Here is a 24,965-nt window from a genome sequence, read left to right as displayed (position 1 = left end):
TATCACTCGATGGCAAACTTCTTATCGAAGCGCGAAATCGTAAGAATTTTGCGTACTTGAGGTAAGGTATTGGTGATACGAATCATGCCATCTTCTTGACCAAGATAATTGTGCATATTGAGTAGCATCCCCAGTCCAGCACTATCAATGTAATCGACCTTACGTAAGTCGATGGTGAATCGAAACTCCTGCCGATCGTTATAGCAACGACGAAACTCTTGTACTAAATTGAAGCCAAACGCTCCTTCAATCAGAATCGTGATATGTTTTGCTGCTGCGTCCATTTGTGCTTCTACAGTCATACTTTTTCCCTCACATTAATCCAGTTTGAAAGAGTTAAAACAGTTCGACCTCTCCTTCATCGATACTTTCTTGGGATGCTGCTGGTGCATCTCGGTTCTGTACTTGGCTTTGCAGTTCAATCACAGCCACTGTAAATTGATCGAGGTCCATATCCCCCTCCCCCCACAACTGACATAGCTGGGCAAATTCTTGCAGGTAGCCAACAGATGTTTTAGCGTATTCCCCTTGCTGTACGATAATGTCCGCAAACTGAAGTGCGCGAATACCGTTATCAACCTGCGAATGTATTAAGTCACCACTAGAGCGAATCTTGTGCACTTCTTGCTCTACTGTCACGTTGACGGCTTGGACGCCACGTAACATGACATCAACTTTCTCTTTCGACTCTATCGCCTCAGTCATATCAATCGACGCCATCTCACCCACGGTTTTATTCGCTTCTTTCACCGTTTGCTGCGCAACATTAATTTCCGTTTCAATCTGGTCATTAAGTTCTTTAGCTTTAACAGAGAGATCGCGAACCTCTTGAGCAACGACCGCAAACCCGCGTCCTGCGTCACCGGCTCTGGCTGCTTCAATAGCCGCATTAAGCGCCAATAGGTTGGTTTGTTCAGACAGACCTCGCACTCGCTCTAATAGCTTAAACACGGTATCAAGCTTATCGGACATATCATGAATACTGTGTACCGCTGAGATACTTTTCTCTGAAACATTAACCAAGGTATCGACAAACTGGCGAATGATAGCCTCGGTCTTAGGCAGCACATGACTAATATCATTACTGCTGTCTTTGTTTCCGAGTAGAGTTTCAACCAACTCTGAAGTGATGTGGTTTTGCTCCTCGGCAAGCTTTTGTAACTCAAAGTAGCTTTCGTTGAGCGTTTCTACTGACTCATCGACAACACTACGTTGGTGATCTAACGGCTCTATTAGCTGATGAGAGATGCTCGATAGCACCGGATAAACTTCTTTCGGCGGGATCTGCTTATCTACGACATGCGTTGGAGCAGTTTCACTTTGATTGTCCCTCACCTTGCGCACGGCTCTCGGTAAAACAAACCAAGGGACAGCTGCAGCCATCACCATCAAAGCGACATGCAATGCTGACGACGACATGCTCATTGCAGTCGATAGTAGAATGATTTGTAAGCCTATCGCGATGAAATATCGGGTATTATTTACGTTTTTTTTAATGTTCATCGATTCTTCCCTGACGTTGTAGGCCTGACTATGAATCAGGAGATAAATAGTGGCATATTTGTCCGGCCACACTATGTAAATCAACCACTGAAAGGGCGGCGCCCATTTCAGTCGCGACACGAGGCATCCCCCACACCACCGATGACGCCTTATCCTGAGCAATCGTCTTGGCTCCAAGTTCCTTCATTCGCAGCATACCTTTTGCTCCGTCTTGGCCCATTCCTGTAAGAATGACACCGATAGCTCTAGCACCGACAGTTTCAGCGACCGTATCGAACATCACATCAACGGAAGGTTTGTGTCTATTGACCGCAGGTCGGTCATCCAATTGACAATAAAGATGCGGCCCGCGACGAACGACAACAAGGTGCTTGTCCCCCGGAGCTAAATAGGCACAACCAGCCACTAAAGGCGCTCGGTTGGCGCTGAGCTCTTTCACTTGAATATCACTATTCTCATTTAGCCTTTGAGCGAAAGAGGTCGAGAACATCGCGCTGATGTGCTGAGTAATGATAATTGGCGGCATGTTAGCGGGTAACATCGACAGCACTTGCTTAACGGCTTCAGTCCCTCCCGTCGATGCGCCAATCGCAACGACTTCAATATGGTTATTGTGTTTGGGTACACTTAACTTGCTTTGAGTGCTCGACTTTGCAACGGCTGTACCTGAAGTCACGTTAGCGCCCGCTGCCATCTTAATTTTTTCAATCACTCGCTTCTTGTCGCTGGCAATCTCACCAGTGCGGTCCACGGATGGCTTAGGAAAATAATCTACTGCACCATATTCTAAGGCAGCGAGGGTTGCCTCAGCACCATGTTGTGTCAACGTCGAAATCATCACGACAGGCATTGGTCTAAGACGCATAAGATTTTTCAGAAACTGGACGCCATTCATCTTTGGCATCTCAATATCCAAGGTAAGAACATCAGGATTATGAACTTTGATCAACTCTCTTGCTTCAAATGGATCTTCAGCCGTGGCAACCACTTCAAGATCGGGGTCAGAGTTGATCAATTCTGATAGCAAAGCTCGATAAACGGGAGAATCATCAACTACCATTACTCTTATTTTTTTCATTAAAATAGCTCCACGCCATCATCATGAGGACGATGACTTTCTCTATCCAACTGACGGGCATATTTTTCTTCTTGATTTTGTAGCAGGTGAACCTCAGTAAAAGGAATTCGCTTACGCCAAGCTTTTCCAGTATATGGGTCAAACATCACCTTGCGCGGTTCTAAACCGCCTAGGTCCTGAGCAACGACATCGAGGCCTTCTTGTTTTACATAGTTAAGAATAAAGGCGACGTTTTTTTCACCGATCATAGATTTACGCCCTAGCATTTGCGCACCTCCAAACAATTTCACCTGTAATGACGAACGCTGTGCGCCTCTTTCTATCATGGCGTTTATCAACATTTCCATGGCATAGCTGCCATAACGAGACGCCGTAGAAATAACTTCTTCTGGATTCCATGATTTGAGCTGGCTTTTGTTATCAAAGGGCAAAAGAAAGTGGTTCATCCCTCCAATATGCTCATGACAATCCCAAACACACGCCGCCACACATGAACCAAGCCCTGTCGCAATAAGCTCATCTTGCTTTGATGAGCAGTAAACCCCACCCGGCAGTACTTTAACGATGTGCTTATCCTTGGTCGGATGGTAAAAGCGATTAAAGTGTTGGTTTTCATATTTTGGAGCAATGCAGCCCCTAACCTCGATCATGCGTGATCCCTATTTCTTTACGTAGATGGTGTGGCCTAAGTGATGGAATAGATCCAAACTAGCAGGCACGCTTTCCGAATGCCCTATGAACAAGACACCACCGGGTTTCAATTGCTGGTAAAAGCGCTTGATTAGTTTTTCCTGAGTGTTTCGGTCAAAATAGATCATCACGTTGCGGCATGAAATCAGATCAAATGGTTTGTCAAAGTTCCACTTTTCCAACAAGTTAAGCTGGCGAAAATCAATAAACCTCTGCAATCCAGATTTACACTTCACATTCCCTGCCTGCTGACCTGCCCCTTTAACAAAACAGGGCTTTAAGTACTTACTTGGAATACTGTTTAGCGCTTCTTCGTTATAAATACCTTGCTCAGCATGCGCCAAAACTTTTGTGTCAAGGTCTGTCGCTGTAATTTGAATACTTTCAAACAAATCAAACGCTTTTTCCCAGTACAACGAGGATACGATGCTATAAGGCTCCTCTCCTGTTGAACAACCAGCTGACCAAATACGCAACTGTTTGAGGTTTTGACTCTTCCATTCAGACATCAATACTTTTTCAATAAACTCAAAATGGTGGTATTCACGGAAAAACTGCGTCTTGTTGGTCGTTAGACAATTAATGAAATTCACCTGCTCTTGCGAGTCGCCTTCCATCAATTGTCGATATTGGCTAAAACGCTTCAGGCCCAGCCTCCTAAGTTGACGGCTGATTCGGCCATACACCATGGTTTTTTTGCGATCAGAAAAGAAAATGCCGACGTTCTTGTGCATGAACCATTGGATAAACTTAAAGTCTTTATCCGTTAGCTCAAACTCATTCGACTCAGGCACTGATCGCTCTGTCCTGGCTAGAACTCTTCCCATTCGTCTCCATCCTCTTCAAGCTTGAAGCTAGAGTTAGCGACTTTTGGGGTGCGAATATCGCGAACGTTATTGCTCGCAACCTTATCCATCGCTTTCGATTCAAACGTAGTCACATTGTTGTCATCGCTGAAGAAGTTCATCAATTGCAGTAGCTGTTTACCTTCATCTCGCAGCGACTGACTCGCAGCAGAGGTTTCTTCAACCAAAGAGGCATTCTGCTGAGTCATTTCATCCATGGTCGCAATCGCTCGGTTGATTTCATCAATCCCCGTTGACTGCTCTAAGCTCGAAGACGCTATTTGCGCAATCAGCTCTGTTACCTTAGCAACGGCATCAACAATTTCATTAAGGGTTTCACCAGACTCATCGACCAATCGAGAGCCTTCATCAACCTTCTCAACACTATCTTTGATAAGTCCTTTTATCTCTTTAGCTGCTGCTGCACTACGTTGTGCTAGGTTTCTTACTTCCCCTGCTACAACCGCAAAACCACGGCCTTGCTCGCCAGCCCTTGCAGCCTCAACGGCTGCATTCAGCGCTAATAGGTTAGTCTGGAAAGCAATCTCATCAATCACACCTATGATGTCTGCAATTTTCTTACTTGCGGTATTGATTTCAGCCATCGCAGATACAGCTTGGCCTACCACTTCACCACCTTTGCTGGCTTTCTTCGTCGCATCATCGGAGAGCTCATTTGCCCCTTTAGCGTTATCGGCATTTTGTCGAACCGTCGCCGTCATTTGCTCCATGCTTGCCGCTGTTTCTTCTAGATTAGAGGCTTGCGCTTCAACACGCTGGCTTAAATCGTTGTTGCCTTCAGCAATTTCCGTTGACGCCGTCGCGACACGAGCAGACGATTGAGTGATCTTATCCACCATATTGCGAATGTTAACAATCGACGTGTTCACCGCATGAGACAGTCTTGCGAACTCACCCGTATTGTCTTCTGGCATGGTGGTATTTAAGTTGCCATCCGCCACTTGACTCATGACATCAATACACTGACCGATAGGTGCTACCATGGTATCAAGCAAGTTGTTAATGCCATCACCAAGCTCTTTCATAAAGCCGTTATAAACGCTGGTGTCGATGCGTTCATTAAGCTCACCGGCAATCGCTTTTTGAATCAGAGCTTCAACTTGACGTTGGCCATCTTGTTGCTCTGTAATATCCACCCACTGCAGGGCAGGGCCGATGTAATTGCCTTGACCGTCTCGCATCGCGATACAGGTTAAATTGAACTCTAAGCCACCAACCGCGATATTCGATGAAAACGGTAGTCGATCAGGGTTGGCAATAATGTTGCGCTGATGACCCGGGTTCTTATGGAACACGTCAATGTTTTTGCCCACTAGGTTACTGGCATCAAAACCCGGGATAGCTTGCTGCAAGTCGCCCTCACGACTTTTTAGCAATGTCGCAAGTGATGGATTTAAATAAGTAATGATGCCATCTTTATCAGCCATCATTAGGTTAGTCGTCATCCCAGAGACCGCTGAAGCTAAGCGACCAATTTCTTCTTCTTTCGCACGCTCTTCTGTCACATCTCGCCACTCTAAAGTATTACCGATATAGTTGCCTTGAGCATCATTGATGGCTGCTACGTTGAGCTCGATCTTCAAATCTTGAATTGAAATATCGGTGCTATACGGCAAGTTACTAGGGTCAGCCAGCAGTTGGCGTTGGTGCGCTGGGTTTCGGTGGAACTCGTCGATACAACGCCCGAGTAGCCACTCTTCGCTGGCAGTAAAACCAGCCCACACACTACGCATCGTCCCTTCATGCTTTCTAAACAGACTAATAGTTTCATGGTTGGCGTAGGTAATATTCAGGTCTCGGTCGATCATGACCATGGCAGTTTGAGCTTGATCAACAGCCGCTTGTAGACGAGTTATTTCATCCTTCTGTTTTATCTCGCTCGTCACATCCGACCATTCCAGTGTATTGCCCACGTAGTTTCCACTCGCATCGATAATAGCGCCAACATTCAGCTCTATCTTGACGTCCTTAACAGTAATGGTTGTGGTATATGGCAAATTAGAAGGATTAGAAAGCATCTGTCTTTGATGACTTGGGTTAGCATGAAACAAGTCTATACAGTAGCCAAGCAGGAACTCTTCCGTGGCTTGAAAATTTGGCCATACCGATCGAAATAACGTCTCATGTGTTTGCAAGAGATCCATCGACTTCTGATTAAGGTAGGTGATATTGAAATCACGATCGATCATCATCAGTGCAGTTTGCGCGGCGTTTAGCGCTGAAAACAGCTGCTCTTTCGTCACTCCCTGCTCTTGCTCTGACTCAACGCTTTCCGTCAGCGTATCTTGCGTTGGTGCTACAAATTGAGCTGAAGGCTCCGTTCTTCTATTCCAAAATGCCATGAGTTTCCCCTCACTGGTTGCTTCATCTGACGTTATCTACCGACACGAAAACACCACGTACGTAACGGTCTTATGCCCAACTCTCTTCCTCTTGGTTGGGTAGAACTAGCTCTGCTGCATCGAACAGAGTTTCAAGATTAATTAAAATGAGATGTCCATTGGCTACTGAGGCAATTCCTCGGACGTAGCTGTGATCGACATCAGCAGAGACATATGGCGATGGTTTAATCTGTTCTTCACTCAGTGGATAGACTTCAGATACACCGTCAACAATGATGCCTAGTGGATGTTTTTGAGCATCATTGAGAACGATCACCACCGTAGTTGCCCCGATATGCGCAGGAGACAAACCAAATCGCATTCTTAGGTCAACAATCGGCACATACTCGCCGCGAATTTCCAGAACCCCTTTCATATACTCAGGGGAGTTTGGAACTTCTCTTACCGCGCTCCAGCCACGTACTTCTCTTACTTCAAGGATCGGAACGCCATACTCTTCCCCTTCAAGGACAAAGCTTAAAAACTCTTGAGTCAGGATCATGAGTGCGCCCTTAATATTCGTTCAATATTGAGTAATTCTTCGGTGTCCAATAACGACATCACTTGTTCACCAACATTAATCAGTCCTTGCAAGTATGGCGTGACAAGCGATTCACCCACCGCAGGGTAGAGTTCATTTTGTCCTTGGCTAACCACATCGCTAACCGCATCGACAACGAGCCCCATCAATCGCTCTTGCTCGCCATCACTAAAGCGCAGCACGATCACGACCGTAGTCGGCAAATACTCTCGAATACCAACAGCAAAACGTAGTCTAAGATCGACCACTGGAACGATCATCCCGCGTAGATTGATCACCCCACAGACAAAATCTGGAGCGCGTGGGATCGGAGTCGGACGCTCCCAAACGCGAATCTCTTCGACATCTTTTATTTCAACGCCATACAGCTCTTCGGCAAGTTGAAAACTTAGAAAGTCGGCACTTTCACTGGCTTCATCACTCATGTTCTCAAGCAAGGCTTCCGCTTGAGCTTCTATATTTTCTCTCGACTGCGCGCCAAATTCGTTTGTTGCTACCACTTCCATATGAGCCCCCTACGCCGCTAGGCCGTTGTTAGAAGAGTCAGAGGCGCGATTTAAGAAGTTGGTAATCAGCCCTTGTACATCAAGAATCAATGACACCGAACCATCTCCCAAGATGGTGGCTCCGGATATACCCGCCACTTTGCTGTAGTTAGACTCCAAGCTTTTAATCACAACCTGTTGTTGATCGAGCAGTTCATCAAGCAGCAAACCAACACGATTTCCCGCAGCTTCAACAAAACATAGGATTCGCTCATCTAAAGCGCCGCTGCTACCCATCTCCAACTCTTCTTGTAAACGTAAGATTGGGATGTTCTCTTCTCTGAGTCGATATAGCTCGATACCTCCAGAAGCAAGCTTGATGCATTGAGGGTCAATCTGAATCGATTCAACAATGGTTAACAATGGAATCACGTAGACTTCCCCTGCGACTCTCACTAACTGGCCATCCAGGATTGCTAGTGTCAGTGGCAAGCTAATGGTAAATCGGCTCCCTTTGCCTAACTCAGATTCCACCTCAATATGTCCACCTAACTCCTCGATGTTTCGTCTCACCACATCCATGCCGACACCACGTCCAGAAATATCCGACACTTCTTCTGCGGTCGAAAAGCCTGGAGCAAAGATGAGGTTCATAATCTGTTTATCGCTATATTCTTCTCGGCGAGAGTCCTGCGATAGCACCCCTTTCTCTAGAGCTTTATTCCACAACTTGTCGCAGTTTAGACCCGCACCGTCATCTCGGATTTCGATAACAATCGCGCCACCTTGATGGTAAGCATTAAGTTCGATGACACCGATTTCTGATTTGCCGCTTTCTAAACGCTGCTCTGGCTGTTCAATACCATGATCAATACCATTTCTTACTAGATGTACTAGGGGATCGACAATTCGCTCCAGAACGGTTTTATCTAACTCGGTTTGCTCACCTTTGATTTGCAGATCAACTTGCTTCTCAAGACGGCTTGATAAATCACGAACCAAACGAGGGAAACGACTAAAAGCAAAGCTCATCGGTAACATGCGAATGTTGAGTACGTTTTCTTGCAAGTCTTTACTGTTTTGCAGCAATTGATCTAAGCCTGATTTAAGTTTCTCAAGCTTATCGATGGAAAAATCATTGCCAATCTCAGTGAGCATAGACTGGGTAATCACCAGTTCACCCACCAAATTGATTAAGCTATCAACTTTGTCGATGTCGACACGAATGGAACTCACGCTTGAGTCAGACTTGGCGACCTTGGTCGATTTTGTTTCATTCTCTGGAGCGGGTTTCGTCTCTGTGGTTGCAACAGTTGTAACAGGTGACGCGATTTGTTGGTCATTTTGAGCGGGCTGCTCTATATCAGGTTGGCTCAACTCAATGGTTAAGTCACACTCATCTTCAACCCATTCAAAGATCTCTTTAATCAGGTCAAGTTCGAGCGCACCAGTTATCGTCGCATTCCAAGATAAGAAGCAAAGTTCAGATTCAATCTCTTGTACTTCAGGCAGAGCGGAGGTATCGATATGGATTTGGCATGAGTCATCTAACTCGCTCAACTCTCTTAATATTCTTAATGGATCATTGCCGCTAAAGAACATATCCTGATGTGGGGCAAAAGAGATATTCCAGACTTGCTCGGAGTTTGGGGAAGAGTCGATGACCGCTTCACTTTGATTGGCGTTTGCATTTTCGTCAGCTTTTGCATCGCTAGATTCACTGCCGAGTAATAGAGCTAGCCTCTCACTGACCTCTTGCTTGAGACCCAGATTCACATCGGTTCCCTGCTCATGCCCTTCAAGCATGCTGTGGATGCAGTCGCCACTCTTAAGCAATAGATCGATACTATCAGCGGTAAGCGTTCGCTCTTGGTTTCGCACCAAATCTAGGTAAGCTTCAACATTATGAGTAAACTCGCTAATGTCGAGAAGGTTAAACGTCCCTGCGCCACCTTTAATTGAGTGTGCAGCTCTAAAAATAGTGTTGATTGACTCATCTTCGATATGAACCACATCTAAATTGAGCAATACCTCTTCTAGCACCTCAAGATTTTCACGACACTCCTCGTAAAACATCTTGCGCAGCTGCTCCATGTCTAAAGCCATATTATTGCCTCACCAATTGACGTTGCAGTGTGCGAAGAAACCGAACTAGATTACGCGTTTTAGTGTTTTTAGTAGCGTATCGGGATTGAACGGTTTCACTAACCAGCCTGTTGCTCCTGCCGATTTACCTTGTTGTTTCTTATCAGTACTGGTTTCAGTCGTTAGCATTAGGATGGGAATAAATTTGTATTGGGGTTTCTCCCTCAAAGCTTTAACTAACTCAAAGCCCCCCATGTTTGGCATGTTGACGTCTGAAATCACAACATCAAACTTTCCAGTGTTCACTTTGGACAAAGCGTCTCGTCCGTCATTGGCGGTCTCAACATCGTAACCAGCATCACGTAATGTGTGGCTAACCATTTGACGAATTGACACCGAATCATCTACAGCCAAAATTTTTGTCATTTTGTCACTCTCCAACTGAGTTGCTCTTTTCAAACTGTTCTTTCAGCCCAAGGGTCGAAATGCCTTCGAGCAGTGAATTGGTTGGGTTGATGAGTTGAACCTCAATCTGATTGCATTTCGCGGTCAGGAATAAAGCGGTGAGTGCTTGAATACCTGCAGCATCAACACGAACCACTTCAGAAGCGTCAATATGGAGTTCGTTAGCTTGGGTAAGCCAATTTTGGTATTGAGTCGTCGTGTCGAGCACAGTCGATATATCAAGAGACTCAGGTAATAAACAGTCCATGTTTTCACCTTGTTAATTATTCCTAGCCGATATTAAGCAAGTTGCTCAATATTGAGTGTAGGAAGGAATCATTAATTCGCAAGGCAGCTCCATACAGATTTTGTATGAAGAGAATAGAAATGCAGTTGGGGAAAGAATGATTATTCTTTATTTATTAGCTAATTAGGAAGTTAAAATATTCCTAGAAAAATACGACTCAGGGGGGGAGTGTTTAACTATCTCTAAGTTTTTCAATATCTTTCAGATCCAATTTACACTGTAAAAGCACCACTCTACTTTACAGTGTAAATTAGCTTAACCAGGTTCTAACTTGTCGTTTTACAGTGTAAATCAACCAAGTATATGATTTATAGAAAAGGCTTTAATGCGTCTCGTAATGCCAGCTCTGTTTGCTTACGACCAGAAAAATTAAACGCCTTAGCACATTGGGCCCAATCCCAACGTTGAATGATTTTTCTAATTAACAGATCATCCATCTCATTAACCAAATGAGGCGATTGTTTCCACCACTCATCAAGAATGTGAGCAACGCTATCGAAGCTTGAACCACCAAGAGAATAGAACTTAACTAAGCTGCCGACGCCACTGTTTTCAACGGAAGCATTATTTTCTCCCAGTAAACTACGGACAAGTTCAATCTCAAGTTGTTGGAATCCGTTACTCAACGCGTAATGAAAACTCTGCTGGAAAAGATTCTGTGCTTGTTCGACCCAATTGTCAGCGCCTAGAATCATCACAAGTGAGTGTGTTCCACTCGCTTGGTCTCGTTGACTACCTAGTCTTACTGGCTGGAATCCGACGCTTTTCCAGAAAGCGACAAGGTCGGAAGTCGCGCCAAAGCTGGTGGAGTAAAAGTCGAAATCGGTCATCTCTTGTAGCTGACGTAGAACCTGCTGACCGTAGCCATTTTTTTGCAGTTGTGGATGAATCGCAATACGCATTACTCTTAAGCTTGATTGAGTGGCCGCTTGCTCAATGCCTAACTGGCCCGCTAACACAATCGGAACAAGATGCCCGCGTGGGCGACGTTTACCAAGCTGAATATCATAGATCAGTTCTGGTGACAGTTTCCCCTCTTCGACAGTCAAAATACAGCCTAAGCATTGCCCGTTCTGCTGCCAAACATAAAGCTCAATTGCCGGGTCGCTCAGCAACAACATAAGGTCATTAGGAGAGGTTTGATAATGGGCATTGACCAGTAGAGCAAAACAAGAACGCAACAGATCGGGTTGTTCAACAAGACTTTTTTTATCAATTCTACTTAGACTAGGTTTGCTCACCGAACTTGGCGCTTCAACCAAATCAGCATTTAGCAGAAAGCTATCAAACAGCCAAGTTTCGAGCGGGTCTGCACTAGCCCAACGAATCGGCTGATCGAGGTGATAAAATACCGAGCCTGGACGTTGCTCTTTAAGCCAAGTTTGGAACTTAACCGTAAACCCTCTACCGCAACCTTCATAACCATGAACCGTGGTAGAAAACACAGCGCGGTGATGCATCTCAACCATTTGCTTGAGCATAGGGATTGGTATGGCAGACGCTTCATCAACAAACAGACAGTCAATCGCTTGGGTGCGTTTTAACAATTCATCAGGCGCAACAAACTCTAATATCGAGTTGTGCCATTCGATCATATTCTTGCCGCACTTAGCGTCAGGCATTATACGACTCGCGTGTTCAAATACAGGAGCAACGGTCGCCGAACTTGGCGCCGTCAACACGATATGAATAGTTCGGCTTTGCATCAACTGAGCGGCGGCAATCCCTAACGCGCTGCTTTTGCCACGGCCTCGGTCAGCAGTCATCACTAAAGGACGCTTACGATGCCCTTCAACCACCTTAATGATTTTCTCGACCGCAGTACCTTGCTGTTCAAACGGTGACATCTCGGCAACGTCGATATTCGGTAATGCTGGAAGCTCACGGCCCTGCTCTATGACCAATAGCTGTTGCAATGCCTTATTGAGCCAAGCAGCGTCGTAACTCGACTCCTGCTTTAGCGCATCAGACAAAATCACAACCAATCCACCGCCCTTAACGCACCCTGTCGCTGCGCTAAAACTGTTAGCATCAAAGCCATCTCTAAAATCACAAACGAGCAACTCGCACTCTTGACCAAGTAGCTGCTGACCTTTGGCAAACTTGACGATTTTTGTTGCTGGCAGCGTTAATGAGCCTCCAAGCTGGTAGAGACTCTCCGACTTAACAGCCTGGCATAATTGCGCAATGGACGCGTCTTGCCAGTCGCTCTCACCTGACAGAACCACACCAAATCGATGGTGACGCTGCGTTGCAATATGGATAAGTTGCTGAAAGTAGTTGTTGATTGCAGCCATGTGAGATCTAAAGCCTAGAGTTACGTTTGTGGCTAACATTATGACATAAAAAAAGCCGCTAATAAGCGGCTTAATCAATTTCGAATTAACGATTAATTGAGTTTGGTTGCAACCAAATCTAAGATTTCTTGCATTAACTCGTCGTCAACTTTCTTAAGATTTAGAGTTAAATTGGAGCCCTTACGAGTATAGTTCGCACGCCCTTTCACCAGTTCTTTCTTAGCCGAAGGCGATTTCTTCGCAGGAGATAACTGCTCAACCCAAGCTTCGATCGTTTCTGTCACTTCTTTAGTGATACGCGCAACACCCTGAGACTCGCTACGTTGCCAAACAAAGCCCTCTTCCGAGCGACACTTCTCAAGCAACTGAGTACGCTTATCTTCCACCAGACCATTAAACTGTTTATGCAACTTAACGATCGTTGGTCGACCAAGCTCTGCAACATTCGGGTACGCTTGAAGAAGCTCTAGTGGGAGATCTGCCGCTTTTAATGCGCCGCTCACCAAGGCTTCACTGCACTGGAACATTTTTGCTAACGCCTTTTGGTCTTCTGCTTCACCACTCTCAAGCTTGGCTTGCATCTCTTTACCCTTCTCATAAAGAGAGAGTGGCTTGTGCGCGTTCGCAACGTCAGAAAGGAACTTAGCGTGTTGAGTGCTAATATTCTCACCGACGTAAATCAGAAACTCTTTATCCGCCAGAATACACGACATGCGACGACGGCTACCATCGAGAACCTCGATTTTGCCATCTTCACGCTTACGGCCGACCGCTGGGTATTGCTGACCACGCTCTTTCAGCGTAACCAGTACATCTGACAGTGCATGCTCATTTAGGAAAGATTGTTCACGTGCGTTCTCTGCAAAAACAACCGTTTGTTCAGTCACTTTATCGGCAGGAATTCGAACTAATTCGAATTGCACTTTTTCCTCACCTGCAACCGAAAGTTCAATAACCTGAGCTTGGTCTTTAGCCGCTTGTTGTGCTTCTTGTGGTGTCGTAACGTGGCGTTTGTTCGCCTTACCAAATAATCTTGCGTTTAAATCTGAAGTCTTAATCGCCATTGTCTAGTTACCCCTGATTTAATGATGTCCAGTGACTATGCAGTACACGCTCAACTTCAAGCGCACTCTTTTGTACTGCATCTTGCGCGGTCGCGAGTGTTTTCTTACCGCCTTCAAAATCACCTGTTGTCAGGTCAAATACCGTACTGTAGGTATCTGCACAGGTTTCAAATGCACGACTACGTGGAATGGTCGCCATTGTTACCTGATCACCAAGTAAATAGTTCATTTCCGTCAATACCGCGACTTGCTTCTTATTGTCATCTTCAAACATGGTTGGCATCAGACGAACGAACTCTAGCCCTTGCCAGTCTTGAGGGAACATCTCATACACTGTCGGTAAATGTTGGAAGAAGTTAACCGTTGATGCCCAGTCCAAACGCTTAGCAGCACAAGGAATTAATAGTGCATTCGATGCGTACATTGCATTCCAAACGAGTGGGTCTACGTGCGGACCCGTATCGATCATAATGATATCAAAATCATCAGCAATCTTATCAATCAGCTTCTCTTTTAGTAGCTTAACAATGTCCAACGATTGATTCTGAGACAGATGTTGCCACGCTTCAGCGTTAAACATCGCATCTTCAGGGAATGCCGACACAGTCTTGAGGTTTGGATACTGAGTTGGCAACAACACATTCTTGTTAAGGAATTCATTGTCGACCTCTACCCCTTCCGGCACGTTATCAAGCATAACGTCAACGGCAGAGTAGATATTTTCATGATCAGTGAGGCTGATTTGCGGATTAAGGAACAGACGCAAAGAGCCTTGTGGATCTAAATCTATCAAACAAATACGGTAGCGCTTATCTAGATTTAGCGCGAGACATGCCGCCAAATGTACCGCTGTCATTGATTTCCCCGTACCACCCTTCTGGTTCTGTACGTTGATAATCCAAGGTTTGTTGTCACCATTTTTCTTACGTTGATGGAATTTAGGGACACCCGCAGCATCCATCAGCATATGCGCTTCTTCTAGAGAAATGGAGTAATGGTTAGCATTGTTCTTAGTGAACTGATGACCTGACTCTTCTAACTTGCTAATTGCATCATCCAGCTTACGTCGCGTTAAACCAGAACGTGTTTCCATCAATGCTTTCGACATCGGTGGGAAATGTTCGTCGCTGCGCTCTTCTAAAACTATCTCAATGCGATCTGCTTGAACCTGAGCTGTTTTTTCAGCGAGTTGAATGAGACTCTCTATCGTATGTTCTCGTTTCATTTGCCAAATTCCGTTATTAATGACTTAGTTACGATTGTACAGCATTTCAAATCATAGACAATAAAAAGGTGCACACTCAGTTATAGATAAACATCACATAAAATTGAGTTTTTACATTAATTTGATTGAATTGAGGATTAAACAAGCAAAAAACTTACTCAAATTTACATTGATAATGCGCGACAAAGTAAAAAACATTAAAAATGTCACAGTGTCACTTATTTACAATGTAAACATAGTTCTCTGTTAATGAACCTCGGAACGATTAAGATAAGCCACTAATTTACGGACAGTGTAATTTTGATTTTAAAAATGAGATTTCGTCACTCGCTTATCTCATCATGAACAGCGAATGAGCCGTACATATATGCGTGGCTGGTGTTTTCGTTAGGAAACATGATCAAGGAAAGCTTCATGATCATGCTTCCATATCAAATCGCCTCTTTAGGAACGATGATCAAGGAAATTTCATCGCATGTCATAGCCTTCATGATAACAAATTGAAAAGATCCAAGATCGGAAAAATGATCAAGTGTAAATAACCACCGGAAGCATGAAGATTTCAGGCTAAATTACGGAAGAATGTATATGGAGTGGGAGATTAGGGCAAATTCAACTAATTAGGTTACCCATATTGGTCTACATAGGAAGAACACGCCTTGCTGCCCCAATCATCATGATCATGCTTTCGAAACTATCGTGACAAGCTTAGGGATGTGGACAAATTCAATCACGTGTAAATTGAATCTTTGATTCGAGTACTATTTCACCACTTATCCGATATCAGACCTTGATCCTTGATCATTCTTTCGGGACAATATCGGTCAGTTTAAGTTTAAATGACTAAACAGAACTTCCTCTTCTCATTCTGCTTGTGGATAAAGTGTTAGAAGATGATGATCATGCTTTCATTAGCTCATTGATCATTGATTCGAGTTCACTATGATCATCGTTCTTACGATTTTTGATCATGCTTTCAATGGTTTATTGATCATGCTTTCGCTTCAGCCATGATCATGCTTTCCAAGCTTAAAAAAAATAACTCTTTATAAACAGTCTATTACAAGCAATCTTACGCCCGGATCAATAGATCATATAATCAATAAAGATCAGATTAATCAAAAAGATCAGTTATTTAAAAGCAATAAATTTTCCTTTATTTATGATCTTTTTTTCTTTATTCTTTCGGAACTATAGCGATATTACGGCTAGTGTGACACGGATCTAATAATGAGCTCAGACGAAAAACTGCTGATCAAAGCGCCAAGAAGCCACAAAGATGGACACTTATTTGAAGTTTCTGAAATGGCGGTGAACTGGATTGAACAGTACCAACACTTCAAAGGCGTTACGAAAAGTATCGTTGAACTTCTCAATCTAATCTCACTTAGAGGCTTTAGCAGCAAAGACGGTTTAGTTTCTACCACAGAGCTTATTGACGCCACTGATGGCCAAGTAACTCGCGCTGCAATCCAGCAACGTTTACGCGCTGCAGTAAATATTGGATTATTTCAACAGGTTCCCGTTCGCTTTGAAGAAGGGCTCGCCGGTAAAACCATGTTGCACCGCTTCGTAAACCCTAATCAGCTTATTTCAGTATTAGGGGCGACGAGCTTAGTTACTGAGACCGTCAAGCAAAACGCTAAACAAAAGCGCTCAAAGGCGTTGGCACAAACACAAGTCAATAAGCGCCTGCTTAACGAATATGGCTTGAATACACCACCCGCTATGCGTGACGAAGCGGATCAGTTTGTTGTATCTCCGACTAACTGGGCGGGCATCATCGATCAAGCATTGGCTCCACCACGTACGCGTAAAAGTTATCAAAAAAGTATGGTGTCAATTTCCGGCACTCGTGCAGTGATCGAGACACGATCTTCCAAAAGCATCATGACCGTGGATGATCTGATGACACTGTTTGCTCTGTTTACGCTTACCGTGCAATACCATGAGCACCACCAACATCAATACCAACTTGATGGCACGCATGTACCGAATAAAACGCCGCTCTACATCACGGATATTCTTTCATTGCGTGGCAAGAAAGACAGTGGTCCTGCTCGCGATTCAATTCGCGATAGTATTGATCGTATCGAGTTTACTGATTTCCAACTTCATGAGTTAACAGGACGTTGGTTAAGTGAGAACATGCCAGAAGGCTTCAAGAGCGATCGTTTTAGATTTTTGGCCCGTACCATCACGGCATCGGAAGAAGCGCCTACAGAGGGTGCTGACGGCGAAATTCGCATTAAACCGAACCTATACATCCTTGTATGGGAACCGTCATTCTACGAAGAGCTGCTTACGCGTGATTATTTTTTCCTATTTCCGCCAGAAATTTTGAAGCAGCACACCTTGGTATTCCAACTGTACAGTTACTTCCGTAGCCGTATGTCTCGCCGCCACAGCGATGTTATGTTGTTGAGCGAGTTAAACCAGAAGCTGGCCCGTAACATCGAATGGCGTCGTTTCTCAATGGATCTGATCCGTGAACTGAAGAAACTGTCCGAGAACAAAGGAACTGAAGAACTTTTCGTTGTGAATTTATGGGGATATCACCTAACGATCTCGAGCATGGTTGAGAACGGAAAGATCAAAGATTATCAATTCGACATCAAGTGTGATGCTGAAGAAGTCTTGCGTTACTCGCGAGCACGAACCACCAATGCGGGCAAGCGCAACATGGCGCCAACTCTGCCGAACCCACTGCGCAATGAAATGGTTTCTAAGAAACAGCTAGAAGAGATGTCGCAGATCATCGATGGTGAGTTTGAGCCAATCCAGCGTAAAGAACGTTCGCCTAAGGGCAATTTGGGCCGTCGAGTGAAGCAACGTAAACACCTAGTAGAGATCAACGCAGACGAAATTACCATTACTCTATCCAAATATACCTCCTCAGAGGCTCTAGAACGCTCTATAACGGCTTTGGCTGCGATGACAGGGCATTCACATAGCCTAATTCAAGAAGAGTGTCTGGAGCTCATAGACAAGCTCGATTTCTTGAGAGTCGGTGAGCAAGTCATCCCTTACGAAACATTAAGTAAGTTGATTGAGCTCTACAACGCTCAAAGTGAGAATAAGCACCTGTCGATTGAGCGTTTGATTGCGGGCTTGGCAGTTCGACGTAAAGTCTGTAAGCAAGTGTTTGAAGGCCATTTGGATGAGACTGTATTCCGGGCGCTGGATGAAGTTGCGGTTTAGCGATAAAAATCATTGAGATCGAAAAAGCCAGCGTGAAAATGCTGGCTTTTTGTGTTTGCCTAGGTTGTTAAATACCCTGTTACATTGTAGTGACAACAAAACAAAGTTACTACATTCCCCTGACAGTTCACTGACATTGCAGATAGGGGAGTTGGATAATATTTATCCCGAATAGACAACCTTTTGTCCTTTCTGATTAATGGGGGATAGGATTGTCCCCGATAGATTGGCTCATATTGTTACATTCATTCTGAATATTTTGCGAGTTCTCTGAACTCGCTTTTTTTTGCCTAAAATTCAGTAGTTATTGCTCCGTATATTAACATTTTGAGCTAATGGAGCGATGATCTACCTTGATCATAGTTCCTAAGATCACTACTTTGAGATTCATTCCATGCGTGGCTCGCCATAAATTGCACATGGCTTTCGATGAGTTGATGGGATTCTTGCTGCCAATGTGAGCGTGTTTGTTGATTACAGAACTCTAGGCTCAGGACAGCAAGGTGTTGTAAGCGTTTCATGCACCAATCTTTTAGCTCCAATTCACTTGCCGGTTTTGATACAACCTGTTGAAGCTTGCTATAGGCTAACTGAAGATATTGGAACGCCTTTTCAGGGTCAATATATTGAGCGTGATGAAAGATACGCAGGCAACCATCTAACCAGCAGGCGATCGCCTTGCTCTGAAGATCAGTGATCACAGGGCCCCATACACTGTCAGGTACAGATAGGATCAATGATTCCAATTGATTACCTTGATCATGCTTTCGAGTTTCATACCACTGACTTATCTGCTCTACCCACGTACCCAGTTCACTCATGCTGCTTTAACCCAATGTTTTACAAAGTGGTTTGGACCAACCTGATCAAATTCTTCTTGTACAATAGCACTCTGCTCACGAATTTGATCAGCATCTAATGAATAGTTTGGTTCACTTTTGACTAAGTTACCAAATGGCAGATCAGGATCGGGTACGGCAGAGATCAGCAGCTGAGTATAGGGATGTTGCGGATCGGTTAAGATCGCTTGGGTGTCACCCCATTCAACAATTTGTCCTTTGTACATCACGGCGGTTTCCTCTGCGATGTAGTGGGCGGTGGCTAAATCATGGGTGATATACAAAAAGCCGATTCCAAGCTCTTTTTTCATCCGCTGCATCAGATTAAGCACACCCAAGCGAATAGAGACATCCAGCATTGAGGTTGGCTCATCGGCTAAGATGACTTCCGCTCCTACCGCCAATGCTCTGGCTAGGTTAACTCGCTGTCTCTGGCCTCCACTCAGTTGATGTGGGAATTTTTCAAGGGTATCGGGGGCAAGTTCCACCAGCTCAATCAATTCTTTCAGTTTAGCTGGAATATCGGCATTACTGGCGACTTGATTGTGGATCTTAAGCGGACGGGTAAGGTGGTGAGCGATGGTGTGAGTTGGATTGAGGGAACCAAACGGGTCTTGGAATACCATCTGAACTTTACTGCGATACTCTCGAAGATCTTTGCGGTTGGTGATCTCATTAATATTTCGCCCATTGAATAGGATCTCGCCTGAAGTTGCCGGGTGAACCTTAGTGATCAATCGAGCGCAAGTGCTTTTGCCACAGCCAGACTCTCCCACCAGCGCAAGCGTACGCCCCTTGTAGAGGTTTAACGTGATCCCTTGCAGAGCTTTGAAAGTATCGACTGAAGAGAACCCACCGCCAATGGTGAACTCTTTAACTACATCGTTGAGTTGAATGATGGGTTCGCTCATGCTGTGACTCCTTGGGTTTGATGCTTAGCTTCATGGATATTTGGGAAAGAGGCCCAAAGCTTCTGTGTGTAGGCGTGCTGTGGGTTATTACGAATGTTATTTGACTGATTCACCTCGACAATCTCACCATTGCGCATGATGGCAATACGGTCACACAGCTGACTCATCAGCGCTAAATCGTGGGTAATGAACAGCACGGAGAAACCAAATTCTTCACGCAACTGGTAAATCTGCTGTAGGATTTCACGTTGAACGACGACATCAAGTGCTGTGGTAGGCTCATCCATGATAATAAGTTTAGGGTTCAATGACAGCGCGATAGCGATGACTAAGCGCTGACGCATTCCACCACTAAACTGGTGTGGGTACTCGGTTAAACGTTCGCGCGGAATATTAACAAGGTCGAGTAGCTTTTCAGCGCGATCTTTTGCCTGTTGGTCGCTCATGCCGCGATGATGACGTAGCACGTCGGCAAACTGTTCTTGAATTGGAAGTACCGGATTGAGTGAGTTCATGGCACTTTGGAACACCATTGCAATTTCACTCCAGCGGATAGCTGCAATCGCTTTGTCCGACAGGCGCAGTAAGTCTTGCCCTTCAAAATGGATTTGCCCCCTAGAGATAAACGCTGGCGGTTTATGAAGGCGGTTAATTGCGAAAGCGATGGTGCTTTTACCGCAGCCAGATTCACCGGCTAGGCCAAAAATCTCACCTTTACCGATATCAAAACTCACCGAATTAACGGCGCGAAAGTCACCTTTGTCTGTAATGTAATCAACGCACAAATCCCGTATTTGAATGATCGGATCCGGGTGAAAAGCATGTTGCTTTGAAAATTCACTCATAACTCTTACCTAAAATATAAAAGAGAATGATTATCATTAATGCTTATTTTGTGAGTGGAAAGAAGTTAGGTTGAAAAGGGTGAACTCACTCGAAAAATCTTGCTGTAACAAAGAAAGCCACTGCGGGGAGAGAGGAATCTTAGTGGAAAAATGAGAGCCGGATCGACTTCATTTGTTAGTGGGTAATCTTTTAAATGTACTTCGCTCCATAGTGCTGCGCAAAAGTTATTTATACAAAAAACAGTAAGAGTTTCGGAACTATTAGCGCAATCACATTCTCGGACTAAAATTCTTAACAAGGGGCGAAGAGTTTTGCTACAGATTAGTCGTCCCTAGCATGGTTTTTTCGGAGGTATTTATGTCCATTAATTCTATTGACCATGATGAAATGAGTAAGATTGCTGGCAAGTGGGACTTCACGGAAGAAGTTGAATCACAAGCGCCAACAAAGGGTGTTAAATCTGCTGAAGCTCGTCGTCGTATCGAAGCGTTAAGAGAGATTCGTGAAAGCGGTTTAAGCATTGAAGAAGCGAAAGAGCTGGGCTTATTACACTAGTCTAGTTTCACGATAGCGATTACCTAAGGGTGGGACAGGAATGCCACCCTTTATTTTGCCTTTCAACCACCGATATTTCTTGATGAATTACTGTATACCATCAAGTTTTTTCAGCACATCTAGCTTTCTCTATTCATATTGCTCAATCAAAACTGAAATACGCCCAGATTCCTGAAGTGATTTCAGTCCAGCATTGAAAGCGGAAATGATACTTTCTTTTCTGGGATGATCTCGACTGATAGCGATGTACAATGGGTTTTCAGCCAGTGGTTGTGTTACCAATTCAAAGTCGTCCATGTTTAGATCATTATTTTTGATAAACCAGCGGAAAAATATCTTATCGACTATCAAGGCATCAATCCGACCCACTTTTAGCTTTTTAATGTTAGTGGCGATATCATCTGCGTCCAAGCGATCAAACTCGTTAGAGTTCATGAAAGCGTCGTCGTAGGCATAATCTCGAAGCACACCGATCCTTTTTCCTTCTAGGCTCTTCAAACCATGGTAATCAAATGAATTGCCATTCAGAGTGACAAAAACCAAAGAGTTGATCAGGTAGGGCTCACTGAAATAGAGATATTCGAGTCGTTCGCTGCTCTTCCATACTGTAAGGGCAATGTCGTAGCGTTGAGTCGACACTTCTCTCAAGGCACGACTCCATGGCTTTATGGTGTGTTTCAACTGGTATCCTTGGGCGGAAAAAGCGGCGGAAACTATTTCGTGGGCGATGCCCTTGTCTTCTTGAGAATCAATGATATAGGGTGGCCACTCATCCTGAATAGCCCAAATGACTTTGGCATGTAGCGTATCATTGAAAGTTGCTAGGTACAGGGTCAACATAAAAAAAATACCAGATTTCATGATCTCAACCTCAATAAAATTACTAGTAAAATTGTAGTCAATAAACGACGAAGCTAAATCTAGATTTGTTTATGGTTCGTAAATAGATCTGGTATCTATGAGCGATAGCATTTTTGTGATTGCGTGCAAACGACGACTTCAATTTGCTATTTTTTTTGCACTATTCCGTCCCACAACCTCGGTTTCTCTCTCTACTTTGCTTTTTGGTGTGGTATATTCCCAAACCATATTTTTACAGATTTGAGCTTTTGCATGTCGATCAACCTATCAACGCTTCCAGCGAGTGAGAAAAACAAGATTGAACTTGATAAACAAGCTTCGTTTTTAGTTTGGAAATTACGTGAAGCCAAGGCCGTGCCTGACGAGATTGATCAGCAAGCCGCTAAAATTGTAGATGACGCAGAGAAAGCCTCATTTTTAGAGTCTGTAGACAAATATAAACGAGTAATGGGCGTAGCTTAATACGTCTCTTTCCTCTGCAAAGGTGAGAAATTGAAAAGCTCACACGTTTTGCTAAAATCCTTCGCAACAAATTGAATTAGAGAGAACATCCCGATGGGAAGAAGTTTTGAAGTGCGCAAAGCCTCAATGGCGAAAACTGCAGGCGCAAAAATTAAAGTTTATTCCAAATACGGTAAAGAAATTTACATGTGTGCGAAAAATGGTGGTTCAGATCCAGATATGAACTTGTCGCTTAAGCACTTGATTACAAAAGCGAAAAAGGACCAAGTACCTGCGCACGTTATCGATAAAGCGATCGATAAAGCAAATGGTGGCGGTGGTGAAGACTACGCACCAGCACGTTACGAAGGTTTCGGCCCTGGTGGTACAAGCGTGATCGTTGACTGTCTAACAGACAACGGCAACCGTACTTTCCAAGATGTTCGCCAATGTTTTGTTAAATGTGGCGCGAAGATTGGTGTTGAAGGTGCAGTTTCTCACATGTTCGATCACCAAGCGGTATTCCAGTTCAAAGGCGAAGACGATGAAGCAATTCTAGAAACGCTGATGATGGACGACGTTGATGTGACTGACGTTGAACTTGAAGATGGTGTGATCACGGTATTCGCTCCTCATACTGAGTTCTTCAAGACTAAGACAGCACTGAACACAGCATACCCAGACCTAACTATGGATGTTGAAGAGATTACTTTCGTACCTCAAACTCATACTCCAGTAGCAGGCGAAGACGCGGAAAAATTCCAGAAGTTCTTGGATATGCTAGATGATTGTGATGACGTACAGCAGGTATATCACAACGCTGAGCTATAATTGACAGCCAAAAATTAGAAAACCGAGCCTTAATGCTCGGTTTTTTTATGCCTGAGAAACAGAGTTAGGTCCGGCAAGCCAGTTGGAGTGCTTACGGCATGTGGCGTCGTGGAGAAAGGTTTAGGGGGCCTCATTACCCTTTTCGACATGTGCATAATGACATGAATATTGTCCGTGTGTTACCGCAATATCAACGCAGCGTTCGCGAAGCACACATTGTTTATAAGCAGAGACAGTATCAACCTAATTCGCTGACATTGTTAGTAGAACGGATACTTGAAAGTACAGAAAAAATGAAAGAGCCCACGAGTTTTACAGTGTAAAACGCTACTCAAACTAAGGGAGAAAGCATCAATATGGGAAAAGTGGTCATTGTGACAGGGGCCAGTCGAGGTATCGGCGCTGAAACGGCCAAATTATTAGCCTCGCAAGGCTATCGCGTATGTGTCAATTACCTCAGACAGCATCAACGTGCCGCGCAAGTCGTCGATGAGATTGCCACCGTTGGCGGTGACGCATTTGGTTAATAATGCAGGTATCCTCTTCACTTAGTCGAAATTATGCGATATTGGTTTAGAACGTTTTCAAACCGTCATAAATGCCAATGTGACGAGCTGCTTTCTGATCTGGCCTCTTATGTGACTGGTAGTTTTATCGAGTTAGCGGGCGGGCGATAGCTCCCTCGCTGAGGTATGAGCTGCTCTTTGCGTAAAGTAGAAGCGGCTCATATTGTGGGTTACACTTGAGACAGATTAATAAGCAGAGGTAAGCATGTCCAACTCATCTTCTGAATCGGTGACTCGAACAAAAAAAACGTTCGTCCCTAAAGCGGATAACTTTAAAGTGAGCCTTAAGTACGAGGGGATGTCACTCAAAGAAGACAAACGTCATTCTATTGAAGAACTGAAAAGGAAATATGCACGATAAGTATGGTGTCTTTCATGATAAATACTGTTACGCAGGCACGGATGTTTTAATTAACCGATTAAACCTACGTGATGGTGAGGAGCTGATAGAAGCGGAAATCGCTTTTACGGCGGAGCGCTATCGTACTTATCAAAGTCACGCCACTAAGATCGAAGACTTTACCCTTTCTCATTTTAAGTACCTTCATTTCTATCTTTTCCAAGACCTTTTTGAATGGGCAGGCGACATTCGAGAGGTTGATATCTCCAAAGGGAATACTCGTTTCTGTACTGTACCAAGAATCGAAGTGGAAGCGGAGAAACTGTTCCAGCTAATCCCCAAATTGAAGTTAATCCAAAATCGTGATGAGCTGATTAATCAGGTCGCATCACTGTTTTGTGAAATGAATTTGATTCACCCTTTCCGCGAGGGAAACGGGCGAGTACAACGGTTTTTCTTTGAAGAAATGCTGTTTGTGCTTGGGTACGATTTGAATTGGCCGAACATCACTCAACAGCAGTGGGTAGAGGCGAATATTGCTGGTGTCTATCTTGATCTTGAACCACTCAAAACCATTTTTCGCCAAGCAATATCCGAACTTTAGTCTA

Annotated in this window: 24 protein-coding genes and 1 pseudogene; 7 read left to right on the top strand and 18 right to left on the bottom strand. The window is 44.3% G+C overall.

The genetic code is table 11. The annotated features are described in order from the left end of the window. Positions 1 to 2: 2 nt before the first annotated feature. The 14 genes from ACU01J_RS10415 to ACU01J_RS10350 form a co-directional block, all read right to left on the bottom strand. A complete protein-coding gene (locus tag ACU01J_RS10415) occupies positions 3 to 302 on the bottom strand; it encodes an STAS domain-containing protein (RefSeq protein WP_053439357.1) in 300 nt (99 codons plus the stop codon). 34 nt (positions 303 to 336) lie between these two features. Further along, entirely contained in the window at positions 337 to 1,503 is a 1,167-nt protein-coding gene (locus ACU01J_RS10410) for a methyl-accepting chemotaxis protein (protein ID WP_481085639.1), read from the bottom strand. A 28-nt stretch (positions 1,504 to 1,531) separates the two neighbouring features. Beyond that, the gene (locus ACU01J_RS10405; protein WP_481085638.1) at positions 1,532 to 2,581 is read right to left on the bottom strand and encodes a protein-glutamate methylesterase/protein-glutamine glutaminase; all 1,050 of its coding nucleotides are present in this window, start codon (positions 2,579 to 2,581) and stop codon (positions 1,532 to 1,534) included. Further along, positions 2,581 to 3,231, bottom strand: a complete 651-nt coding sequence (locus ACU01J_RS10400) for a chemotaxis protein CheD (protein WP_481085637.1) — start codon at positions 3,229 to 3,231, stop codon at positions 2,581 to 2,583. The genes ACU01J_RS10405 and ACU01J_RS10400 overlap by 1 nt, the downstream gene beginning before the upstream one ends. A 9-nt stretch (positions 3,232 to 3,240) precedes the next feature. Beyond that, complete coding sequence (locus ACU01J_RS10395) at positions 3,241 to 4,098, bottom strand: CheR family methyltransferase (protein ID WP_481085636.1); 858 nt, start codon at positions 4,096 to 4,098, stop codon at positions 3,241 to 3,243. After that, positions 4,083 to 6,479, bottom strand: coding sequence for an aerotaxis transducer Aer2 (aer2, locus tag ACU01J_RS10390; RefSeq protein WP_481085635.1), 2,397 nt, complete (start codon positions 6,477 to 6,479; stop codon positions 4,083 to 4,085). The genes ACU01J_RS10395 and aer2 overlap by 16 nt, the downstream gene beginning before the upstream one ends. Positions 6,480 to 6,549: 70 nt before the next feature. Further along, positions 6,550 to 7,020 (bottom strand): chemotaxis protein CheW, encoded by a 471-nt coding sequence (locus tag ACU01J_RS10385; RefSeq protein ID WP_481085634.1) that lies wholly within the window; start codon positions 7,018 to 7,020, stop codon positions 6,550 to 6,552. Next, the gene (locus ACU01J_RS10380) at positions 7,017 to 7,565 is read right to left on the bottom strand and encodes a chemotaxis protein CheW (protein WP_481085633.1); all 549 of its coding nucleotides are present in this window, start codon (positions 7,563 to 7,565) and stop codon (positions 7,017 to 7,019) included. Before ACU01J_RS10380 ends, ACU01J_RS10385 begins: the two co-directional genes overlap by 4 nt. A 9-nt stretch (positions 7,566 to 7,574) precedes the next feature. After that, positions 7,575 to 9,650 carry a chemotaxis protein CheA gene (locus ACU01J_RS10375; RefSeq protein ID WP_481085632.1) on the bottom strand — a complete coding sequence of 692 codons (2,076 nt, stop codon included), beginning with the start codon at positions 9,648 to 9,650 and terminating at the stop codon, positions 7,575 to 7,577. Between the two features lie 45 nt (positions 9,651 to 9,695). Next, entirely contained in the window at positions 9,696 to 10,055 is a 360-nt protein-coding gene (locus tag ACU01J_RS10370; protein ID WP_481085631.1) for a response regulator, read from the bottom strand. Positions 10,056 to 10,059: 4 nt separating this feature from the next. Next, complete coding sequence (locus ACU01J_RS10365; protein ID WP_481085630.1) at positions 10,060 to 10,341, bottom strand: STAS domain-containing protein; 282 nt, start codon at positions 10,339 to 10,341, stop codon at positions 10,060 to 10,062. A 347-nt stretch (positions 10,342 to 10,688) separates the two neighbouring features. After that, positions 10,689 to 12,677 (bottom strand): tRNA(Met) cytidine acetyltransferase TmcA, encoded by a 1,989-nt coding sequence (locus tag ACU01J_RS10360; protein WP_481085629.1) that lies wholly within the window; start codon positions 12,675 to 12,677, stop codon positions 10,689 to 10,691. 92 nt (positions 12,678 to 12,769) lie between these two features. Next, complete coding sequence (locus ACU01J_RS10355; protein ID WP_481085628.1) at positions 12,770 to 13,741, bottom strand: ParB/RepB/Spo0J family partition protein; 972 nt, start codon at positions 13,739 to 13,741, stop codon at positions 12,770 to 12,772. Positions 13,742 to 13,748: 7 nt separating this feature from the next. Further along, positions 13,749 to 14,966: a ParA family protein gene (locus tag ACU01J_RS10350; protein WP_481085627.1), complete on the bottom strand. Its 1,218-nt coding sequence runs from the start codon at positions 14,964 to 14,966 to the stop codon at positions 13,749 to 13,751. Positions 14,967 to 16,196: 1,230 nt separating this feature from the next. On the opposite strand from ACU01J_RS10350, the gene ACU01J_RS10345 reads away from it, so the two are divergent. Further along, positions 16,197 to 18,167: a replication initiator protein RctB domain-containing protein gene (locus ACU01J_RS10345; RefSeq protein ID WP_481085626.1), complete on the top strand. Its 1,971-nt coding sequence runs from the start codon at positions 16,197 to 16,199 to the stop codon at positions 18,165 to 18,167. A 332-nt stretch (positions 18,168 to 18,499) separates the two neighbouring features. On the opposite strand, the gene ACU01J_RS10340 is transcribed toward ACU01J_RS10345, so the two are convergent. From ACU01J_RS10340 to ACU01J_RS10330, 3 genes are read right to left on the bottom strand one after another with little or no spacing between them, the layout of a single operon-like run. Further along, positions 18,500 to 18,988 (bottom strand): transcriptional regulator, encoded by a 489-nt coding sequence (locus ACU01J_RS10340; RefSeq protein WP_481085625.1) that lies wholly within the window; start codon positions 18,986 to 18,988, stop codon positions 18,500 to 18,502. Beyond that, positions 18,985 to 19,917 carry an ATP-binding cassette domain-containing protein gene (locus ACU01J_RS10335; RefSeq protein WP_481085624.1) on the bottom strand — a complete coding sequence of 311 codons (933 nt, stop codon included), beginning with the start codon at positions 19,915 to 19,917 and terminating at the stop codon, positions 18,985 to 18,987. The genes ACU01J_RS10340 and ACU01J_RS10335 overlap by 4 nt, the downstream gene beginning before the upstream one ends. Then, positions 19,914 to 20,762, bottom strand: coding sequence for an ABC transporter ATP-binding protein (locus tag ACU01J_RS10330; protein WP_481085623.1), 849 nt, complete (start codon positions 20,760 to 20,762; stop codon positions 19,914 to 19,916). Before ACU01J_RS10330 ends, ACU01J_RS10335 begins: the two co-directional genes overlap by 4 nt. Before the next feature lie 358 nt (positions 20,763 to 21,120). Between ACU01J_RS10330 and ACU01J_RS10325 the strand changes: the two genes are divergently transcribed. Beyond that, positions 21,121 to 21,318, top strand: a complete 198-nt coding sequence (locus tag ACU01J_RS10325) for a PA3496 family putative envelope integrity protein (protein ID WP_053439339.1) — start codon at positions 21,121 to 21,123, stop codon at positions 21,316 to 21,318. 129 nt (positions 21,319 to 21,447) lie between these two features. On the opposite strand, the gene ACU01J_RS10320 is transcribed toward ACU01J_RS10325, so the two are convergent. Next, positions 21,448 to 22,179, bottom strand: a complete 732-nt coding sequence (locus tag ACU01J_RS10320; protein WP_481085622.1) for a substrate-binding periplasmic protein — start codon at positions 22,177 to 22,179, stop codon at positions 21,448 to 21,450. 252 nt (positions 22,180 to 22,431) lie between these two features. Between ACU01J_RS10320 and ACU01J_RS10315 the strand changes: the two genes are divergently transcribed. From ACU01J_RS10315 to ACU01J_RS10295, 5 genes and pseudogenes are all read left to right on the top strand, one after another. Then, a complete protein-coding gene (locus tag ACU01J_RS10315; RefSeq protein ID WP_053439338.1) occupies positions 22,432 to 22,641 on the top strand; it encodes a DUF3283 family protein in 210 nt (69 codons plus the stop codon). A gap of 93 nt (positions 22,642 to 22,734) precedes the next feature. Further along, positions 22,735 to 23,451: a YebC/PmpR family DNA-binding transcriptional regulator gene (locus ACU01J_RS10310; protein ID WP_481085621.1), complete on the top strand. Its 717-nt coding sequence runs from the start codon at positions 22,735 to 22,737 to the stop codon at positions 23,449 to 23,451. A 356-nt stretch (positions 23,452 to 23,807) separates the two neighbouring features. Then, positions 23,808 to 24,075: pseudogene (locus tag ACU01J_RS10305) on the top strand (SDR family NAD(P)-dependent oxidoreductase); the annotation flags it as partial. Between the two features lie 147 nt (positions 24,076 to 24,222). Next, positions 24,223 to 24,378 (top strand): hypothetical protein, encoded by a 156-nt coding sequence (locus ACU01J_RS10300; RefSeq protein ID WP_004418246.1) that lies wholly within the window; start codon positions 24,223 to 24,225, stop codon positions 24,376 to 24,378. Next, complete coding sequence (locus tag ACU01J_RS10295) at positions 24,368 to 24,961, top strand: Fic/DOC family protein (protein WP_481085620.1); 594 nt, start codon at positions 24,368 to 24,370, stop codon at positions 24,959 to 24,961. The genes ACU01J_RS10300 and ACU01J_RS10295 overlap by 11 nt, the downstream gene beginning before the upstream one ends. The last annotated feature ends 4 nt before the right edge of the window (positions 24,962 to 24,965 follow it).

This window comes from Vibrio sp. 2433-A1 (assembly GCF_056726085.1).
This window is presented reverse-complemented; position numbering and strand designations above follow the sequence as displayed.

Excerpts from the sequence above, each read along its gene's own strand:
- ACU01J_RS10415 (WP_053439357.1), bottom strand. The coding sequence starts at position 302 with ATGACTGTAGAAGCACAAATGGACGCAGCAGCAAAACATATCACGATT.
- ACU01J_RS10410 (WP_481085639.1), bottom strand. The coding sequence starts at position 1,503 with ATGAACATTAAAAAAAACGTAAATAATACCCGATATTTCATCGCGATA.
- ACU01J_RS10405 (WP_481085638.1), bottom strand. The coding sequence starts at position 2,581 with ATGAAAAAAATAAGAGTAATGGTAGTTGATGATTCTCCCGTTTATCGA.
- ACU01J_RS10400 (WP_481085637.1), bottom strand. The coding sequence starts at position 3,231 with ATGATCGAGGTTAGGGGCTGCATTGCTCCAAAATATGAAAACCAACAC.
- ACU01J_RS10395 (WP_481085636.1), bottom strand. The coding sequence starts at position 4,098 with ATGGGAAGAGTTCTAGCCAGGACAGAGCGATCAGTGCCTGAGTCGAAT.
- aer2 (WP_481085635.1), bottom strand. The coding sequence starts at position 6,479 with ATGGCATTTTGGAATAGAAGAACGGAGCCTTCAGCTCAATTTGTAGCA.
- ACU01J_RS10385 (WP_481085634.1), bottom strand. The coding sequence starts at position 7,020 with ATGATCCTGACTCAAGAGTTTTTAAGCTTTGTCCTTGAAGGGGAAGAG.
- ACU01J_RS10380 (WP_481085633.1), bottom strand. The coding sequence starts at position 7,565 with ATGGAAGTGGTAGCAACAAACGAATTTGGCGCGCAGTCGAGAGAAAAT.
- ACU01J_RS10375 (WP_481085632.1), bottom strand. The coding sequence starts at position 9,650 with ATGGCTTTAGACATGGAGCAGCTGCGCAAGATGTTTTACGAGGAGTGT.
- ACU01J_RS10370 (WP_481085631.1), bottom strand. The coding sequence starts at position 10,055 with ATGACAAAAATTTTGGCTGTAGATGATTCGGTGTCAATTCGTCAAATG.
- ACU01J_RS10365 (WP_481085630.1), bottom strand. The coding sequence starts at position 10,341 with ATGGACTGTTTATTACCTGAGTCTCTTGATATATCGACTGTGCTCGAC.
- ACU01J_RS10360 (WP_481085629.1), bottom strand. The coding sequence starts at position 12,677 with ATGGCTGCAATCAACAACTACTTTCAGCAACTTATCCATATTGCAACG.
- ACU01J_RS10355 (WP_481085628.1), bottom strand. The coding sequence starts at position 13,741 with ATGGCGATTAAGACTTCAGATTTAAACGCAAGATTATTTGGTAAGGCG.
- ACU01J_RS10350 (WP_481085627.1), bottom strand. The coding sequence starts at position 14,966 with ATGAAACGAGAACATACGATAGAGAGTCTCATTCAACTCGCTGAAAAA.
- ACU01J_RS10345 (WP_481085626.1), top strand. The coding sequence starts at position 16,197 with ATGAGCTCAGACGAAAAACTGCTGATCAAAGCGCCAAGAAGCCACAAA.
- ACU01J_RS10340 (WP_481085625.1), bottom strand. The coding sequence starts at position 18,988 with ATGAGTGAACTGGGTACGTGGGTAGAGCAGATAAGTCAGTGGTATGAA.
- ACU01J_RS10335 (WP_481085624.1), bottom strand. The coding sequence starts at position 19,917 with ATGAGCGAACCCATCATTCAACTCAACGATGTAGTTAAAGAGTTCACC.
- ACU01J_RS10330 (WP_481085623.1), bottom strand. The coding sequence starts at position 20,762 with ATGAGTGAATTTTCAAAGCAACATGCTTTTCACCCGGATCCGATCATT.
- ACU01J_RS10325 (WP_053439339.1), top strand. The coding sequence starts at position 21,121 with ATGTCCATTAATTCTATTGACCATGATGAAATGAGTAAGATTGCTGGC.
- ACU01J_RS10320 (WP_481085622.1), bottom strand. The coding sequence starts at position 22,179 with ATGAAATCTGGTATTTTTTTTATGTTGACCCTGTACCTAGCAACTTTC.
- ACU01J_RS10315 (WP_053439338.1), top strand. The coding sequence starts at position 22,432 with ATGTCGATCAACCTATCAACGCTTCCAGCGAGTGAGAAAAACAAGATT.
- ACU01J_RS10310 (WP_481085621.1), top strand. The coding sequence starts at position 22,735 with ATGGGAAGAAGTTTTGAAGTGCGCAAAGCCTCAATGGCGAAAACTGCA.
- ACU01J_RS10300 (WP_004418246.1), top strand. The coding sequence starts at position 24,223 with ATGTCCAACTCATCTTCTGAATCGGTGACTCGAACAAAAAAAACGTTC.
- ACU01J_RS10295 (WP_481085620.1), top strand. The coding sequence starts at position 24,368 with ATGCACGATAAGTATGGTGTCTTTCATGATAAATACTGTTACGCAGGC.